18 protein-coding genes and 1 tRNA gene are annotated in these 15,778 nt (G+C 32.6%); 13 read left to right on the top strand and 6 right to left on the bottom strand.

All coding sequences use genetic code 11. The features are described 5' to 3' along the window. Positions 1–146 precede the first annotated feature (146 nt). Positions 147–932: a hypothetical protein gene (locus tag WN975_RS16500; RefSeq protein WP_337967467.1), complete on the top strand. Its 786-nt coding sequence runs from the start codon at positions 147–149 to the stop codon at positions 930–932. Beyond that, positions 916–1,377, top strand: coding sequence for a hypothetical protein (locus tag WN975_RS16495; protein ID WP_337967466.1), 462 nt, complete (start codon positions 916–918; stop codon positions 1,375–1,377). The genes WN975_RS16500 and WN975_RS16495 overlap by 17 nt, the downstream gene beginning before the upstream one ends. Before the next feature lie 186 nt (positions 1,378–1,563). Here the strand turns inward: WN975_RS16495 and WN975_RS16490 are convergent, their stop codons facing one another. The 3 genes from WN975_RS16490 to WN975_RS16480 all read right to left on the bottom strand — a co-directional run bounded on the left by WN975_RS16490 (position 1,564) and on the right by WN975_RS16480 (position 3,355). Beyond that, a complete protein-coding gene (locus WN975_RS16490) occupies positions 1,564–1,815 on the bottom strand; it encodes a GIY-YIG nuclease family protein (protein ID WP_337967465.1) in 252 nt (83 codons plus the stop codon). 57 nt (positions 1,816–1,872) lie between these two features. Further along, positions 1,873–1,950 (bottom strand) — tRNA-Val (locus tag WN975_RS16485). A 178-nt stretch (positions 1,951–2,128) separates the two neighbouring features. Continuing rightward, positions 2,129–3,355, bottom strand: coding sequence for a folylpolyglutamate synthase/dihydrofolate synthase family protein (locus tag WN975_RS16480; protein ID WP_337967464.1), 1,227 nt, complete (start codon positions 3,353–3,355; stop codon positions 2,129–2,131). Positions 3,356–3,486: 131 nt separating this feature from the next. On the opposite strand from WN975_RS16480, the gene WN975_RS16475 reads away from it, so the two are divergent. The 3 genes from WN975_RS16475 to WN975_RS16465 are packed head-to-tail and all read left to right on the top strand — an operon-like array spanning position 3,487 to position 5,367. Then, positions 3,487–4,182, top strand: a complete 696-nt coding sequence (locus WN975_RS16475) for a MotA/TolQ/ExbB proton channel family protein (RefSeq protein ID WP_099709612.1) — start codon at positions 3,487–3,489, stop codon at positions 4,180–4,182. A 3-nt stretch (positions 4,183–4,185) separates the two neighbouring features. Continuing rightward, the gene (locus WN975_RS16470; protein ID WP_140507103.1) at positions 4,186–4,581 is read left to right on the top strand and encodes a biopolymer transporter ExbD; all 396 of its coding nucleotides are present in this window, start codon (positions 4,186–4,188) and stop codon (positions 4,579–4,581) included. A gap of 51 nt (positions 4,582–4,632) precedes the next feature. After that, positions 4,633–5,367: a hypothetical protein gene (locus WN975_RS16465; RefSeq protein ID WP_337967463.1), complete on the top strand. Its 735-nt coding sequence runs from the start codon at positions 4,633–4,635 to the stop codon at positions 5,365–5,367. 613 nt (positions 5,368–5,980) lie between these two features. Here the strand turns inward: WN975_RS16465 and WN975_RS16460 are convergent. The 3 genes from WN975_RS16460 to WN975_RS16450 form a co-directional block, all read right to left on the bottom strand. Continuing rightward, positions 5,981–6,880 carry an energy transducer TonB gene (locus WN975_RS16460; RefSeq protein WP_337967462.1) on the bottom strand — a complete coding sequence of 300 codons (900 nt, stop codon included), beginning with the start codon at positions 6,878–6,880 and terminating at the stop codon, positions 5,981–5,983. A 312-nt stretch (positions 6,881–7,192) separates the two neighbouring features. Continuing rightward, positions 7,193–8,419: a Glu/Leu/Phe/Val dehydrogenase dimerization domain-containing protein gene (locus WN975_RS16455; protein WP_337967461.1), complete on the bottom strand. Its 1,227-nt coding sequence runs from the start codon at positions 8,417–8,419 to the stop codon at positions 7,193–7,195. Positions 8,420–8,566: 147 nt separating this feature from the next. Continuing rightward, positions 8,567–9,142 (bottom strand): chalcone isomerase family protein, encoded by a 576-nt coding sequence (locus WN975_RS16450; protein WP_337967460.1) that lies wholly within the window; start codon positions 9,140–9,142, stop codon positions 8,567–8,569. Between the two features lie 484 nt (positions 9,143–9,626). Between WN975_RS16450 and WN975_RS16445 the strand changes: the two genes are divergently transcribed. The 8 genes from WN975_RS16445 (at position 9,627) to WN975_RS16410 (ending at position 15,776) form a co-directional block, all read left to right on the top strand. After that, positions 9,627–10,769 carry an acyl-CoA dehydrogenase gene (locus WN975_RS16445; protein WP_337967459.1) on the top strand — a complete coding sequence of 381 codons (1,143 nt, stop codon included), beginning with the start codon at positions 9,627–9,629 and terminating at the stop codon, positions 10,767–10,769. Positions 10,770–10,873: 104 nt separating this feature from the next. After that, positions 10,874–11,551 (top strand): Crp/Fnr family transcriptional regulator, encoded by a 678-nt coding sequence (locus WN975_RS16440; RefSeq protein WP_337967458.1) that lies wholly within the window; start codon positions 10,874–10,876, stop codon positions 11,549–11,551. 533 nt (positions 11,552–12,084) lie between these two features. Further along, on the top strand, positions 12,085–12,681 hold the full coding sequence (locus tag WN975_RS16435) for a peroxiredoxin-like family protein (RefSeq protein ID WP_337967457.1): 597 nt from the start codon (positions 12,085–12,087) through the stop codon (positions 12,679–12,681). Positions 12,682–12,687: 6 nt separating this feature from the next. Next, a complete protein-coding gene (locus WN975_RS16430; protein ID WP_337967456.1) occupies positions 12,688–13,146 on the top strand; it encodes a YHS domain-containing (seleno)protein in 459 nt (152 codons plus the stop codon). 8 nt (positions 13,147–13,154) lie between these two features. Beyond that, positions 13,155–13,541, top strand: a complete 387-nt coding sequence (locus tag WN975_RS16425; protein WP_337967455.1) for a DoxX family protein — start codon at positions 13,155–13,157, stop codon at positions 13,539–13,541. A gap of 2 nt (positions 13,542–13,543) precedes the next feature. Then, on the top strand, positions 13,544–14,032 hold the full coding sequence (locus WN975_RS16420) for a DinB family protein (protein ID WP_337967454.1): 489 nt from the start codon (positions 13,544–13,546) through the stop codon (positions 14,030–14,032). Next, entirely contained in the window at positions 14,020–14,730 is a 711-nt protein-coding gene (locus tag WN975_RS16415) for an NRDE family protein (RefSeq protein WP_337967453.1), read from the top strand. Before WN975_RS16420 ends, WN975_RS16415 begins: the two co-directional genes overlap by 13 nt. An 11-nt stretch (positions 14,731–14,741) precedes the next feature. Further along, the gene (locus WN975_RS16410) at positions 14,742–15,776 is read left to right on the top strand and encodes a D-alanine--D-alanine ligase (RefSeq protein WP_337967452.1); all 1,035 of its coding nucleotides are present in this window, start codon (positions 14,742–14,744) and stop codon (positions 15,774–15,776) included. Positions 15,777–15,778: the final 2 nt, after the last annotated feature.

Here is a 15,778-nt window from a genome sequence, read left to right as displayed (position 1 = left end):
ACATAAAAAGTCCATAATTTTTTAAGGAGTTTCCATGTAGTATTTACGAACTTGTTTACGAATCATTTTTGTAGAATTTCAAAAGAACTTTAGAGTAAGTGATCTTAGAAAAATTCTCTCTATATTAGTTTTAAAAAATAAAATTAATGAAGAATATAACCCAAGAGTTTATTGATGCTGAATCTGAGTTTTTAAAATCAAATGGTTCTGAAAAAAGCATTGAAAAGCTATATGATATCATTTATTTTCTAAAGGATTTGAAGGAGTTAACCTTTGAAGAACAATATATTCTGGCTAAGACTTATAATATAGTAGGAAGTAACATATTTGCCTCTAGAATTATCGATGAAAGTTTGAAAACAAGTAATCTGGGGCAAACGGTAAAATTAAAAGAATTACAATCAAAAATAGACAGTGAATATAGTTGGAATACTAAAATTTATAGAGATTTACGTGATTCAAAAATAAAAAAAGATGCTACAAAATTAATAATTGAAGATTTCATTATTTCTCAAACTAATGGTGGGAATTATGATATTAAAATTTCTGAAAAAATTAAAAACATAGTTCTCTTAAATAAAAATGTGCCAAATGAAGCTGTATGGGGAGATGACGCATGTTTTATTTTCTCAGAGAAAAAGCCAGACCTCTATTCTTCATTATTGTTAATTGAATATATAATATGGTTGGGAGAAATAAAAGATGAATTACTTAAATTTTACAATGATATTAATTTTATAGATAAACTTCCATATGTCACAACGGCTTGGTTTGATGGTTTGAAAATTTTTGATTTTCACATTAGCATTGATATAAATGATAATTTGAATACAGAAATTACTTTGCGAGATTATCTCCAAAATGATTATGGCTTTAGATTAAAAATACAAAACTTCATTTTTAAACAAATAGAATATGATCCAATTTTATAAAGTAGAACTGACAACAAAATTTAGAAGCATATTATCATTGATAATAATTCTTTTAATGTTCCAAAATATTGAAGCAAAAAATTTAAAACGAATAACTAAAGATCGTTGTGAAGAAAAAAATGTTACATTAAAAACAGAGATTAAGTCAAAATACAAATATTTCTTTTTTAGAAAAACCAATCAAAAAAGAATAAAGCGAATAGATAAAGTAGTTGATGAAAATGGAAAAGTAGTAATTGAAATTATCATGAAATCAATTGAAAATGGTGATCAATATATGTTTCGAGAATTTCATAGATTAGTAATTGTTGGAAAAGAAATTCATGAAGTTCGTTGTGTTACTGCCAAAGAAAATGGAAAGCTAATTATTTATAATTTCTGTGGTGAAAAAGTAGATGAGGTTACTTTGAAAGCAGAAGAATTATTAGAAAAATATAAGTTCTAATCATTGCCTAAATTTAATTTGTATCTTATCCATTGTATAGTTTCGGAGAAAAAGACATAAAAAAAACTCCTTAATTTCTTAAGGAGTTTCTTGGTGGGCGATGATAGCTTGTTCCGATTTTTCATCGGAAGGTTCGAACCCCCGACCACTTCCGATGAAAAATCGGAATGCTCTGAACTAGCTGAGCTAATCTTTAGTTTTTATTAATTCTTGAATTTTGATTCTGCTTTTCCAAGATTTAATTTTTAATTCTCTTTTATGTGCACATTCTTTGGCTTCATAGTTTTCAGTATATACTACTTTCCAGTCATTTACATTCCCTGTAAAACCTTTGCTTTTTTGATTATGGCGAATAAGCCTTTCGTCTAAATTAGAAGTAAATCCAATATAGAATTTATTCTTGCTTTCGCTAAATAAGATGTAAACAATAAAATTCATGAAATATGTATAAAGCAAAAAACTCCAAAATCAAATGACTTTGGAGTTTTTGGAATTTGGTGGGCGATGAGGGGTTCGAACCCCCGACCCCCTCGGTGTAAACGAGGTGCTCTGAACCAGCTGAGCTAATCGCCCTATTTTACTAGGTTGCTATCGTTTGTGATTGCGAGTGCAAATATAAGCCACTTTTTCAGTTCTGCAAACAAAAGATGCTAAAAATTTAAAGTTTTTTTAAAGTTTTTCCTATCTCGTTGTAATTGAATTTATTATAAAAGAAGTTTTTTTAGTCTTTTTCAGACAATTTAAAATTCCGTTAGTTTAATGGCAATTCGGCTACAACAAAAGTACTTCCGCCAACGTAGATAAAATCATTTTGAGCAGCATTTTCCTTCGCAGCAGCAAAAGCTTCGGCTACAGAATCATATTTCTCTCCCAATAAATCGTGATTTTTGGCAGCTTCCCTCAAGATTTCAACGCCTAAACCTCTCGAAGAATTTGGACTGCAGAAATAGTATTGTGCTTTTTTAGGAAAAAGAGGCAAGATAGAATCCAAGTCTTTATCGTTTACAACTCCAAGAACAATATGAAGATTCTCAAAAGTTTCATTCTTTATTTGATTCATCACAACAGCCAATCCGTGTTTATTGTGCGCGGTGTCACAAACGATTTTCGGATTTTCTCCCAATTGCTGCCATCTTCCTTGTAATCCCGTATTTTTTACAACGTTCAATAAACCAACTTTTAGACTTTCGTCAGAAACCTTAAATTCATTTTGAGAATTTAGAACAGTAATAGTTTCCTGAACCGTTTTTTTATTGTGAAATTGATAATCGCCAATTAAATCTGAAGGGAAAACTTCGGAAATCAAATCTGCAGCAAAATATATTGGTGCTTTGTTTTCTTCGGCTTTAGCCAAAAATACAGGTTGAGTTTCCGCAGTATATTCACCAATAACAACAGGAACATTCGGTTTTATAATTCCGGCTTTTTCACCTGCGATTAACGCCGGAGTATTTCCAAGAAACTGAGTATGATCTAAATCAATGTTTGTAATCACAGAAACCAATGGCGTTATAATATTGGTAGCGTCAAGTCTTCCGCCAAGGCCAACTTCAATAATCGCGATATCTGTTTTTTCCGAAGCAAAATAATCAAACGCCAAACCAACAGACATTTCGAAGAAACTCATATCATTCGCTTCAAAAAAATCTTTGTGTTTTGCGACAAATTCACAAACAAAATCTTCTGAAATTTCTTCGCCGTTGATTTTAATTCTTTCTCTAAAATCCTTTAAATGTGGCGAAGTATACAATCCAACTTTATATCCCGCTTCCTGCAAAACCGAAGCCAACATATGCGAAGTAGATCCTTTGCCATTGGTTCCTGCAACGTGAATATATTTTTGCCCATTTTGAGGATTATCAAGATGTGCTGCCAACAACTTAATATTGGTCAAATCTTCTTTGTATGCCGAAGCGCCTTGTAGTTGGTACATTGGTAGTTGATTAAACATCCAATTGGTAGTTTCCTGATAGTTCATTTATTTTGGATAAAAGTGTTGTTGATTGAAATAATTTTCGTTTTTTTTAGTTTTATATTACAGCGAAAATTATCTTTATTGCAAATTTCAAATATTTTTTAGAATTAATTATTAAAAACCAGAATTAATGTATGTTTAGTTTTATACAAGTACAAACAGATACCATTGCAAACGCCGCTTCTAACGTAGTTATTGAAAAAATTGCTCCAAATACCGAAATCTCAGTTTTAGGATTTATCTTAAAAGGAGGTTTTTTCCTGATTCCAATTGCCATCTTACTATTCTATACTTTTTATGTAATCATAGAACGTTATTTATACATCAGTAAAGCTTCAAAAATTGACAGCCGATTAATGCAGGATGTTGGCGATAAGCTAAATTCTGGTAATATCGAATTGGCAAGAACAATTGTAGAAAGAAGTAATACCGCAGCTGGAAATATATTGAAAGAAGGAGTTTTGGTTATTGGAAGACCAATTGCCGAAATTGAATCAAACATGGATCGTGCCGCAGATATCGAAATTGGAGAAATGGAACGTCGTTTAGGTCACCTTGGATTAATTGCAGGTATTGCGCCAACACTTGGTTTTATTGGAACAATTTCTGGAGTTATCAAGATTTTCTACAGTATTTCGGTTACAGAAAATATCAGTATCGGAAACATTTCCGGAGGTTTATACGAAAAAATGATTAGTTCCGGATCAGGACTTATCGTTGGTATTATTGCCTATAGCGCTTACCATTTATTAAACGGAAAAATTGATGATTTTGCTTTAAAAATTCAGAAACAAATACTAGAATTTGTAAACATAATTCAAAGATCGTAAGTTATGTCTATTAAAAGAAAAAGAAGATTTCATGCCGAAGTAGCAACTTCATCATTGAGTGATATTATGTTTTTCTTGCTGTTGTTTTTCTTAATTATTTCAACGCTTGCAAATCCTAATGTTATCAAAATGACTTTGCCAAAAGCGAAATCAAATGAAAAAACAAACAAGCAACTGATAAGTTTATCCGTTACCGAAGATAAAAAATTCTACATCGACAAACAGCCAGTTGAATTTGATGCTCTCGAAACGACTTTAATGTCAAAAATTGGAGCCGACAAACAACAAACCGTTGTCGTTCGAATTCCGTTTAACTTACAAGTTCAGGATTTAGTAGATGTACTGCAAATAGGAGTGAAGAACAACTTGAAGTTTGTAATTGCTACAAGTCCGAAGTAGGTTTGTGTTATAAAATAATTGTTTAATTTATTAAAAGCTTTAATTTTAAAAATGAAGAGATTAGTTTTTTTAATTGTCACATCCGCATTGTTAGTTAGTTGTTCAACTAGTGTTTCGACGAAAATAGTAAATAAAAATTTTCAGAAACTAGAAAATAGTAGTCCAATAATTGTTCTTGATGAAAAAGAAGAAGTACCAAATAGTTCCGATCTTATTGGAGATTTAAAAATTGGAGACTCAGGATTCACAACAGATTGTGGTTATGATAAAGTTATTGCCGATGCTACAAATGCAGCAAGAAATGCAGGAGCAAATATTATTAAAATTACAGAACTTAAAAAACCGAGTACTTTTGGAAGTACTTGTTATAGAATTAAAGCAAAATTATATCGAAATGTAGATGCCGAAGCTTTATCTGTATTGGCTCAAAAAAGAAGCTTAAAGAACAAATCAAGACTTCCTGAAAATGCAGATTATGCAATAGTTTATTTTTACAGACCAAGCAATGGAGCCGGAGGTTTATTAGGATATAAAATTAAAGATGTAAATGATTCTATCGTTGGAAGATTAAGAAACGGAGAGAAGTTTGCCTATAAAACAAAGAAATTTGGAACACAGACTTTCTATGGAGTATTAGAAACAAAAGAAGAAGTAAAAATAAACATAGAACAAGGAAAGGAATATTTTGTAAGATGTGCCGTTAATATGGGAATCGTTTTAGGTAGGCCTGAAATTAATCTTACTGAAAATTTTGTTGGTATTAAAGAATATGAATTAATGAAATAAATTATTTGTTTACATTAATTTCTAAATAAAAAAGGCTTTCTGGAATGTTTCAGAAAGCCTTTTTCTATTGGTATTAATTAGTGCAATTCGTGTTTTAACGAAAAGTAAAATTATAATCTGGGCGTGCCAGCATTTAAGAAAAGGCCTAAGTTTCATTGCGATCATTAGGCCTTTTCTTAAATGCTGTCGGGCTATCCGCGCTACTTCGGTAGCTTCCTTCTATCCCTCACGCAAAAAAAAGAGAGCGTAGAAGAAGAAAGAGGAAAGAGTAAAGAAGAAAGAGTATAGAAGAAAGAGAATAGATTAAAGAAAACGAGGAACGAAGCAATCTTAATAGAATAAGTACAGTCTTGTCATTTCGACCGAAGGGAGAAATCACACGAGTAACTCCGCATAGAAAAGTGACCACAAAGTTTGTCATTTCGACCGAAGGGAGAAATCCCTGCGAGTAGCTCGACAAAAATTGACTTTGTTTGCGGAGTTTCTCGTGTGATTTCTCCCTTCGGTCGAAATGACAAAACCAGACAAACAAAAGAAATAAACATTAAAAAAGGCTTTCTGAAATATTTCAGAAAGCCTTTTTCTATTCGTGCAAATCTGTGCAATTCGTGTTTTAATCCAAGCTAAAATTATAGACTATATTTCCAATTTGTTTTGCAGCTGCATTACTATCAGGAGACCATCTTGTATTCATAGCTGCAATTTTTGCCTGATCCAGTAAACATTTTGCTGTGTTTGTTGTTCCTTTTACTCCTGGAATTGCGCTAATAGTTTTTCCGCTTTGATCAACAGTAACTTCAACAACTACTTTTCCGGCTTCGTCACAAGTATATTTTGGTGCAGGTTTCGATAATGCTTTTCGACCGTTTAAAGAATATCCAGATCCTCCGCCAGAACCACCACCGCTTCCGGCTCCGTAACCGCTTCCGGTGCCAATACCATTTCCTGTTCCGTTTCCTCCGCCAGTTCTGCCACCGGAACCTCCAGTGCCATAATAACCGCTAGATCCTAAACTTCCGTTTGCTTTTCCTTTATTTCCTGCAACTTTATCATCGCCATCACCGCCTTTGTTTGATCCTTTTAAAATGCTCGATAAAGCATCATTTGTAGAATTCGAAACCTTTGGTTTTTCGGGTACTGGTTTTACTTCGGGTTTAACAACCGGAGTTGCTTTTTTAGGTTTTTCTTTCGTCGGAATTACGACGTCATTATCATCCGTTGTATTTTCTTGCGTAATAATAGCTTCGTCTGGAGTTGCTTTTGCCGGAGCTTGTTTAGCTTCATTTTTTACTTCCAGAACTTCACTTTTATAATTTGCTCCCGAACCTAAATCACTGTCTCCAAAATTTACAGTTACACCACCACCGCCGCCGCCTTCTGCAAGTGCAACATTGTTTTCCGGATTATAAGGAGGCCAAAAGCGAATGAAAAATAAAAGCAACAGTAATACAGCATAAATTGCCGTAGATATTAATAGAGATTTCTTTTTATCTGAAGAATCCGTAGAAGTCATTTTGATTCTGAGTTTTGTAATAGTATTAAATAAAAACGTTTAAAAGTAGTAAAAATTGTTTAGAAACTAAGAGAGAATTTAACCGCAAAGTTCGCAAGGGTTTACGCAAAGCACGCTAATTTATTTCTCGCAAAGGCGCAGAGTCGCAAAGTTTTTCTTTTTTAAGTTTTCTTTGCGCCTTCGCGCCTTTGCGAGATCAACTAAAAATAGCTTTGTGAACTTTGCGTAAAATCTTTGCGAACTTTGCGGTTAAATAAAAAAACGGACCAAATAAAAGTATTTGATCCGTTTAAAATTAAAGTATAAACTAAATTACACTAATTGTTTCAATGCAATTTCGAAAGCAGTTGCACTGATATTTGTTTTTGACGAACTTAAAGCATGAGCTTTTACAATCGCATTTTTTATAATTTCAGAAGTATCATTAAAGATCGCTTCATCAGTCATTTGAACTTTTTTCTCCATGAAATAAGCAAAAACTCTCGCCATTCCGCAGTTTGAAATAAAGTCAGGAATCAAACTTACTTTATGATCCACTTCTTCCATGATCGAACCAAAGAAAATTTCTTTGTCAGCAAAAGGAACATTTGCTCCACACGAAATAACTTCTAATCCGTTTGCGATTAAGCTATCAATTTGACTTTGTTGTACCAATCTAGAAGCAGCACAAGGCGTGAAAATTTCAGCACCAATTGTCCAGATTTTAGAATTGATTTCCTCAAACGGAATCATATTATCGGCAACTAATTTGTTTCCGTCTTTATTAAGGAATAAAGTTCTGATTTCTTCAAAAGAAAAACCTTCTTCTTTAATTAATCCGCCGTCACGATCAATAATTCCGATTACTTTTGCGCCCATTTCTGCAAGGTAAAAAGCCGCAGCAGAACCTACGTTTCCAAAACCTTGAACGATTGCTTTTTTACCTTTAATGTCTCCGCCATAAGTAGCATAAAAATGACGAACAGCTTCGGCAACACCGTAACCTGTAATCATGTCGGCAACAGTATATTTTCTGGTAACATCTGGTGAGAATTTTGGGTTTTCGATTACCTTGATAACACCTTGACGTAATTGTCCAATTCTATTAATTTTGTCAGCTTCAGTTGGTTTAAAATGTCCGTTGAAAACTCCTTCTTGCGGATGCCAAACACCACATTCTTCCGTCATAGGAATCACTTCGTGAATTTCATCTACATTTAAATCTCCACCAGTTCCGTAATAACTTTTCAATAATGGTGAAACTGCTTTGTACCAACGTTGCAAAACTCCTTTTTTGCGCGGGTCATTTGGATCAAAGTTTATTCCTGATTTAGCGCCTCCAATTGCAGGTCCCGAAACCGAAAATTTAACTTCCATTGTTTTGGCCAATGATAAAACTTCATTCATATCTAAGCCTTTTCTCATTCTTGTTCCTCCACCTGCGGCTCCTCCACGTAGTGAATTAATAACAGTCCATCCTTCGGCTTCTGTTTCAGAATCTTTCCAGTTAAAAACAATTTCAGGTGCTTTATCTTCAAATTGCTGTAATAAATCTTTCATTTTGTTGAGATATGTTTAGTTTGCGTAAAAGTATAAAATAGAATAATGCGAATAATGTATTTTATCTCAAATTTATCAAACAAAAAAAAGAAAGCCGAAAACAATATGCTTTCGGCTTAAGAATTTTATAGAAAATTGGGATAATTATTATTGTCCCAATAAGTGTTTCTTTAATGTTTCGTCAACTGGTTTGTCAGATAACCAGATTCCGAATAATGCTTTTTTGAAATCAAATCCAGGAATTTTTCCTTTTGAAACATCATTTTTAATTACGCTCACAGTTTGGTCTAAAGGATTGTACCATAAAATAAATACATCTTTTTCTTTAATAGCATCACTTAATAAAGTTTTGAAATCCTCGATTCTTGGACGTAATTCTTCAAGATTGCTTCCTGCAGATTTCTCAAAACCAGTATTCATTGCTTTTGTCAATTTGTTTGAAGAAACCATTGCTGAGGTAATTTCAATTCTAATTGCCATTTCAGTATCACTGTCAATAATGAATTTTGGATCCTGACTTAATTGCGATAAATACAAGGCTTGTACATAAACTTCCAACCACATTTTCGATCTTCCACCTGCACCATTAAGTTGCATTGTTTTATTTTGAACTTCAATTTTTCTTGGAACAGTAACGCCATTTACATCAAGTGTAGCTTGTGCAGAAACCGTCGAAAATTGGGCGCTTAAAAGTAGTGTAAGTAATAGTAAAATCTTTTTCATATTCTGTCGATAATTTTGTTTTTGGGCAAAAATAATGTTAATTTATTAATTTTAAGTTGTTATTGGACATGTTTTTTTATTTCGATTTTTAAATTTTTTCAATGTATGTAATTAATAATCAATTTAGTAAGACTTGTTTTACGTGCTTTTACCCGTTTTAAGGTTTGTTTAATCTTTTTGAGATGAAAATCGTCTTATTTTTTTGTGTTTTATAAAATTTATTAGGCAATTATATTCTTAAATTTTAGACAAAACGTTGCAAAGTTTATGTCAGTTGCGCTAAATTTCGTTATTATTACGAAAACGTTATCGTAATTGTTGCTGATCTATTAAAATTATATGCATGCATTGTTAAATTGAGTTTTAAAAATTATCTTTGGAAGCCTTTTAAAAAAACAAAAACAATAAAAACATAAAACCGAACAATTCTATAAACGAAGTTTTCTGAAGTTTGGTTTTCAAAAACAATAAAACTACAAAGACTATGGATTTCAATCTGACCGAAGAACATTTAATGATTCAACAAGCCGCTAGAGATTTTGCTCAAAACGAATTGTTGCCAGGTGTTATTGAACGTGACGAAAAACAAATTTTTCCGACGGAACAAATTAAAAAAATGGGGCAATTAGGATTCATGGGAATGATGGTTGATCCTAAATATGGCGGAAGCGGACTTGATGCAATTTCATACGTAATTGCAATGGAAGAAATTTCTAAAGTCGATGCATCTGCTTCTGTAGTAATGTCTGTAAACAACTCATTAGTTTGTTGGGGATTACAAGAATTTGGAACTGAAGAACAAAAACAAAAATATTTACCGGGTCTGGCTTCAGGTGAAATTCACGGAGCTTTTTGCTTAAGCGAGCCAGAAGCAGGAAGTGATGCAACTTCTCAAAAAACAACTGCGGTTGATATGGGAGATCACTATATTGTAAACGGAACAAAAAACTGGATTACAAACGGAAACACAGCATCAGTTTATTTAGTAATTGCTCAAACGCATCCTGAATTAAAACATAAAGGAATCAATGCTTTGATTATGACCAAAGATATGCCTGGTTTTTCTATTGGACCAAAAGAACAAAAAATGGGAATTCGTGGATCTGATACACACTCTTTAATGTTTAGTGATGTAAAAGTTCCTAAAGAAAATAGAATTGGAGAAGATGGTTTCGGATTTAAATTTGCGATGAAAACTCTTGCCGGAGGTCGTATTGGTATTGCTTCTCAAGCTTTAGGAATTGCTTCCGGAGCTTATGAATTAGCTTTAAAATATTCTAAAGAACGTAAAGCTTTCGGAACTGAAATTTGCAATCACCAAGCAATTGCTTTTAAACTTGCTGATATGGCAGTTAATATCGAAGCAGCGCGTCATTTGTGTATGAAAGCGGCTTGGGATAAAGACCAACATAAAAATTATGATGTAAGTGGAGCAATGGCAAAATTGTTTGCTTCTCAAGTGGCGATGGACACGGCGGTAGAAGCAGTGCAGATTCACGGAGGAAATGGTTATGTAAAAGAGTACCACGTAGAACGTTTTATGCGTGATGCAAAAATTACTCAAATCTATGAAGGAACATCAGAGATTCAGAAAATTGTAATTTCAAGATCAGTTATTGCAGGATAATTTTCTTATAATAATATAAAATAAAACCCTTTCAAGCATTTGAGTTTGAAAGGGTTTTTTGTTTGGATTTTAATTTGGTTATCTTTACATAAAGAAACTTTTTTATGTACGAAGATTTAAAATATTGGTATTTACGAGATCATAAATTGTTTAGAACGTTGAGTTACTCACAAATCAAGCAATTGTGTATTATTACAGGTTTTAAAAAAGCTTCAAAAGGAGAAATTATTTATTTTTCCACTTCAGATTTACCCCGAATCTTTTTACTTAAAAAAGGAAACATCAAAATTGTAGCCATTGATGACGATGGCAACGAAACCATAAAAGATATTATTCAGAAAGGAGATTTGTTTGGCGAATTGACTTTAGAAACCGATTCTAAAAACGAAGAATATGCAAAAGTCCTTTCCGACGATGTAGCAATTTGCAGTTTTCTAATGTCGGATTTTGAAGATTTATTACTTAGAAATCCAACTTTAGCACTTTCATACACCAAATTTGTTGGTCTGAAAATGAAGCGTATCAAGAATAGTTATGCCAATTTAATTTCCAAAGACGCAAAAACAAGATTGCATCAGTTTCTAAAAGATTGGGCCGAAAAAGAAGGTATTCAAACTGGAAATACTGTTGTACTTGATAATTATCTTACTCAAAGTGATATTGCTCAAATCATTTGTACATCAAGGCAAACCGCGACACAATTGTTGAATGAAATGGAAACGAATAATCTTTTAGCCTATAATAGAAAAGAAATTATCATTCCCGATATTACCAAAATATAATTAGTTCAAGTTGCTATTTAATAAAGTGTAGTCCCTACGGGACAAAAATTGGCATGAATAAACGGATTTCTACCAATATGTAATCTCTCCGAGATATTTTTTTGTTACTCCGTTGGGAGTTAAATATTGGTAGACATGAATAAATTGATTTCTACCAATATAATTTCTCAGGGATATTTTTTTTGTTACTCCGTTAGGAGTTAAATATTGGTAGTAGAATAATAAAATCTACCAGAAAAATATCCCGTAGGGATTAAACTTTTTTAGAGCAACTTATTTATTTAATTAATTAACTCATTCTGTATATTCATTAAAATCAAGATTTTATCACATAGTAAACGCGTTACTAACTATTGTGAATTAATAAAAATGAAATGCCTTTTTACGTAAACAAAATCTAAATATCGATGTGTTTAAACATAATTACATCTAGTAGTTACAATTTATTTTAGGCGAAGTGTAAATTAGCCGACATTTTCCTTTTTCATAGCAAAGTAATTTTACATCATCAAAAAGATGTAACACGAAAAACTATGAAAAAATTAATCCTTATTTTTTTAGTAACCTTCACAACGGTTGCTAACGCACAAAACGCGATTCCAAAATCGGCGACAGATATTGCTCCTTTATTAATAGGAGAGAAAATTCCCGACATTACTTTAAAAACAGCTGAAAATGCAGTTGTCAAAATTTCTGATTTACTTAAAAAGAAAAAAACAGTTTTAGTTTTTTATCGAGGCGGTTGGTGTCCATATTGCAATATGCATTTGCAAGCTTTGGCTGAAGCCGAAAAACAAATTCTCGATTCAGGATATCAAATTATTGCCGTTAGTCCAGACGCACCCGAAAATTTAAAAATTACAGAAGAAAAAGATAAAGTAAAATATACCTTACTTTCTGATTCAAAAGGAGAACTTATCAAAGCTGTAGGAATTGCTTATGAAGCTCCGGAAAACTATAAATCAGTAATTAACGTACATTCAAAAGGAGCCAATACCAATTTCTTACCAGTTCCGTCTGTTTTTGTTTTGAACCCGGAATCTGATATCTTATTCGAATATATTTCTCCTGATTTTAAGCAGCGCATTTCGACCGATTTACTTGTTTCAGTATTAACAAATATCAAATAAAATAAGATGAAAAAGCTAGTATTATTTGTGTTGATTTTGGTTTCAGGTATTTCATTTGCTCAAAACGATGCGAAACGAATTAATCAATATAACTTAGAAAATAAAGTTGCAATTCAGGGTTATGATCCGGTTGGATATTTTAATCAGGGAAAAGCAATCAAAGGAAAAAAAGAAATTTCAGCTTCTTATCAAGGTGTGATTTATAAATTTTCGTCAAGCGAAAATAAAGATGCGTTCTTAAAAAATCCGTCAAAATATGAACCTCAATACGGCGGATGGTGCGCTTATGCAATGGGAAGTGCCGGCGAAAAAGTCGAAATAAATCCTGAAACTTTCAAGATTATCGACGGTAAACTTTATCTGTTTTACAACGCTTTTTTTAATAATACTTTGAAAACCTGGAATAAAGAAGAGACGAAACTAAAGTCGCAAGCAGATACAAACTGGAAAAATATATATAAATAATAACGATCATGAAAACAGCAAAATTAGCCTGGATTTTAAGAGTCGTCGCTGCGGGAATCTTATTGCAAACCTTGTTTTTTAAGTTTAGCGGAGCAGCAGAAAGTATTTATATTTTTTCGACTTTAGGAATAGAACCTTACGGAAGAATTGGGTCTGGAATCGCCGAATTAATTTGTGCCATTTTAATTCTGATTCCAAAAGCCACTTGGATTGGAGCCTTTGGTGCGAGTGGAATAATGACCGGAGCAATTTTGTCTCATTTATTTGTCTTAGGAATTGTAGTAGAAAATGACGGAGGATTTCTGTTTTTGTTAGCCATTCTTACCTTAATGTGTTGTTTAACATTGCTTTATTTCGATAAAAATAAATTGTTTAATCTTCTAAAACTAAAATAGCCATGTTACTAAAATCAATACGCCACAGTTTAGAGGAATTAATTTCTCTATTAGATCAATTATCTGATCAGGATTATTCACAATCTTGCGAAGCTTTAAGCAACGCAACAATTGGAGAACATGTTAGGCATATTCTCGAAATGTATCAATGTCTTGAAAATGGTTACGAATCGGGAATTTTAAATTATGACAATCGCGAAAGAAATCTTCGTCTTCAAACCGAAACTGAATTTGCAAAACAGTTTATTACTGAGATAAAAATGGGCTTGAAAAGTGAAAACAAAATCATCTATCTCGAACAGGAAATTGATGGACTTGCAATCAGAATTCAGAGCAATTATTATAGAGAATTACTCTATAATCTGGAACATTGCATTCATCATCAGGCTTTGATAAAAGTAGTTGTTTTACAGCTTAATAATATTTCGGTTAACGAGAACTTTGGTGTGGCGCGTTCCACCATAGAATATAGAAAACAATGTGTACAGTAAGTTTTATAAATAATAACGAAGTTGTGATTATAACTTCCAATCGTGATGAAAAAGTGATTCGTCCCGGAGCTCTTGCGCCAAGGAATTATTGTGTAAATGGTAAAAATATCATGTATCCAAAAGATCAAAAAGCTGGCGGAACCTGGTTTGCAGTTGATGAAAACGGAACTGTTTTGGTGCTTTTGAATGGAGGAATTAAAAAACACGATTCCTTATTTCTTTATAGAAAGAGCCGAGGATTAATTGCTCTAGATATTATTTCGAATGCTTCGCCAAAGGATTTCTGGAATGAAATTAATCTCGAAGATATAGAGCCATTTACCTTGGTTCTATATCAGAAAGAAGAATTGTATGAACTGATTTGGGACGGAATTACAAAATGGAAAACATTGTTGGACGTGACCAAAAATCATATTTGGTCATCGGTAACTCTATATTCTGAAGAAATTAGAAAAAGTCGTTCTCGTTGGTTTTTTGATTTTCTGAAAGACAAGAACGAAATCTCGACTTTGGATATGTTGGACTTTCATAGAAATACCCAGAATGATGATTCTGAAAACGGTTTGATTATTAATAGAGAAAATACTCTGAAAACACTAAGCGTGACACAGGTTGTAATTAAGCAAAATAAAGGAACAATGAAGTACTTTGATTTGATCAAAACTGAAGATTTTTCGACTTCTTTTATAAGTATTTAAAAAAAATAACGATGAAACTATTTTTTCATAAAGTCAGCAATTGGGAATATTGGCCGTTTCAGGTTTTGTACGTACCTATTTATTTTCTTTGGGCGTATTATGCAATCAAAGCAAGATCAGTTTTCTTTTTTAATGCTTCAAATCCAAAGATTAAAAACGGCGGTTTTATAATGGAAAGCAAAAAGCAGATTTATGATTTGCTGCCTAAAGAACATTATCCGAAAACTATTTTGATCAGAGAAAGTACAGATTTAAAAAAGATCGTAAGTACAATTGTTGACAACAGCGTTTATTTTCCTTTTATAGCCAAACCTGATATTGGTCTGCGTGGTTCCGGAGTAAAGAAAATCAGAAATGTTTATGAATTAACCGAATATGCAAAGAAAGCAAATTTCGATTTTTTGATTCAGGATTTAATTCCGTTCAAAAATGAAGTTGGTATTTTTTATGTGCGACATCCACATCAGAAAGAAGGAAGAATCACCGGAATCGTTTCGAAAGAATTTTTAATTGTTACCGGCGACGGAATCTCGACAATTGAAGATTTAATTTGTAAAACGCCAAGATTCAAATTACAACTCGAAGCATTGCAACAAGAATACGGAAGTGAGTTACATAAAGTTTTGCAAAATGGCGAAATGATAAACTTAGTTCCATTTGGAAATCATGCGCGTGGAGCAAAATTTCTTGACGGAAGTAATTTGATTACACCAAAGTTAACTGCAATGATAAACGAAGTTGCGACTAAAATTCCGGAATTCTATTTTGGAAGATTTGATATCATGTACAATACTTTTGAAGAATTGGAACGTGGCGAAAATTTTCAAATCGTAGAACTTAACGGAGCCGCAAGCGAACCAACACATATTTATGATCCTAAACATTCCGTTTGGTTTGCCTGGAAAGAATTGGCGCGACACATTACTTATATGTATGAAATAAGTGCCGAAAATCATAAAATGGGAGTTCCATATTTAAATTATAAAGTTGGAATTCGCGAATACAGATTGCATTTGGCACAAAACAATAAGATTATAAATTTTTGAAG

Origin of the sequence: uncultured Flavobacterium sp. (assembly GCF_951805225.1) — a bacterium.
In the GTDB taxonomy this organism is placed as follows: Bacteria; Bacteroidota; Bacteroidia; order Flavobacteriales; family Flavobacteriaceae; genus Flavobacterium.
Note: the sequence above shows the minus strand (reverse complement) of the source record. Positions and strands in the feature narration are given on the sequence as shown.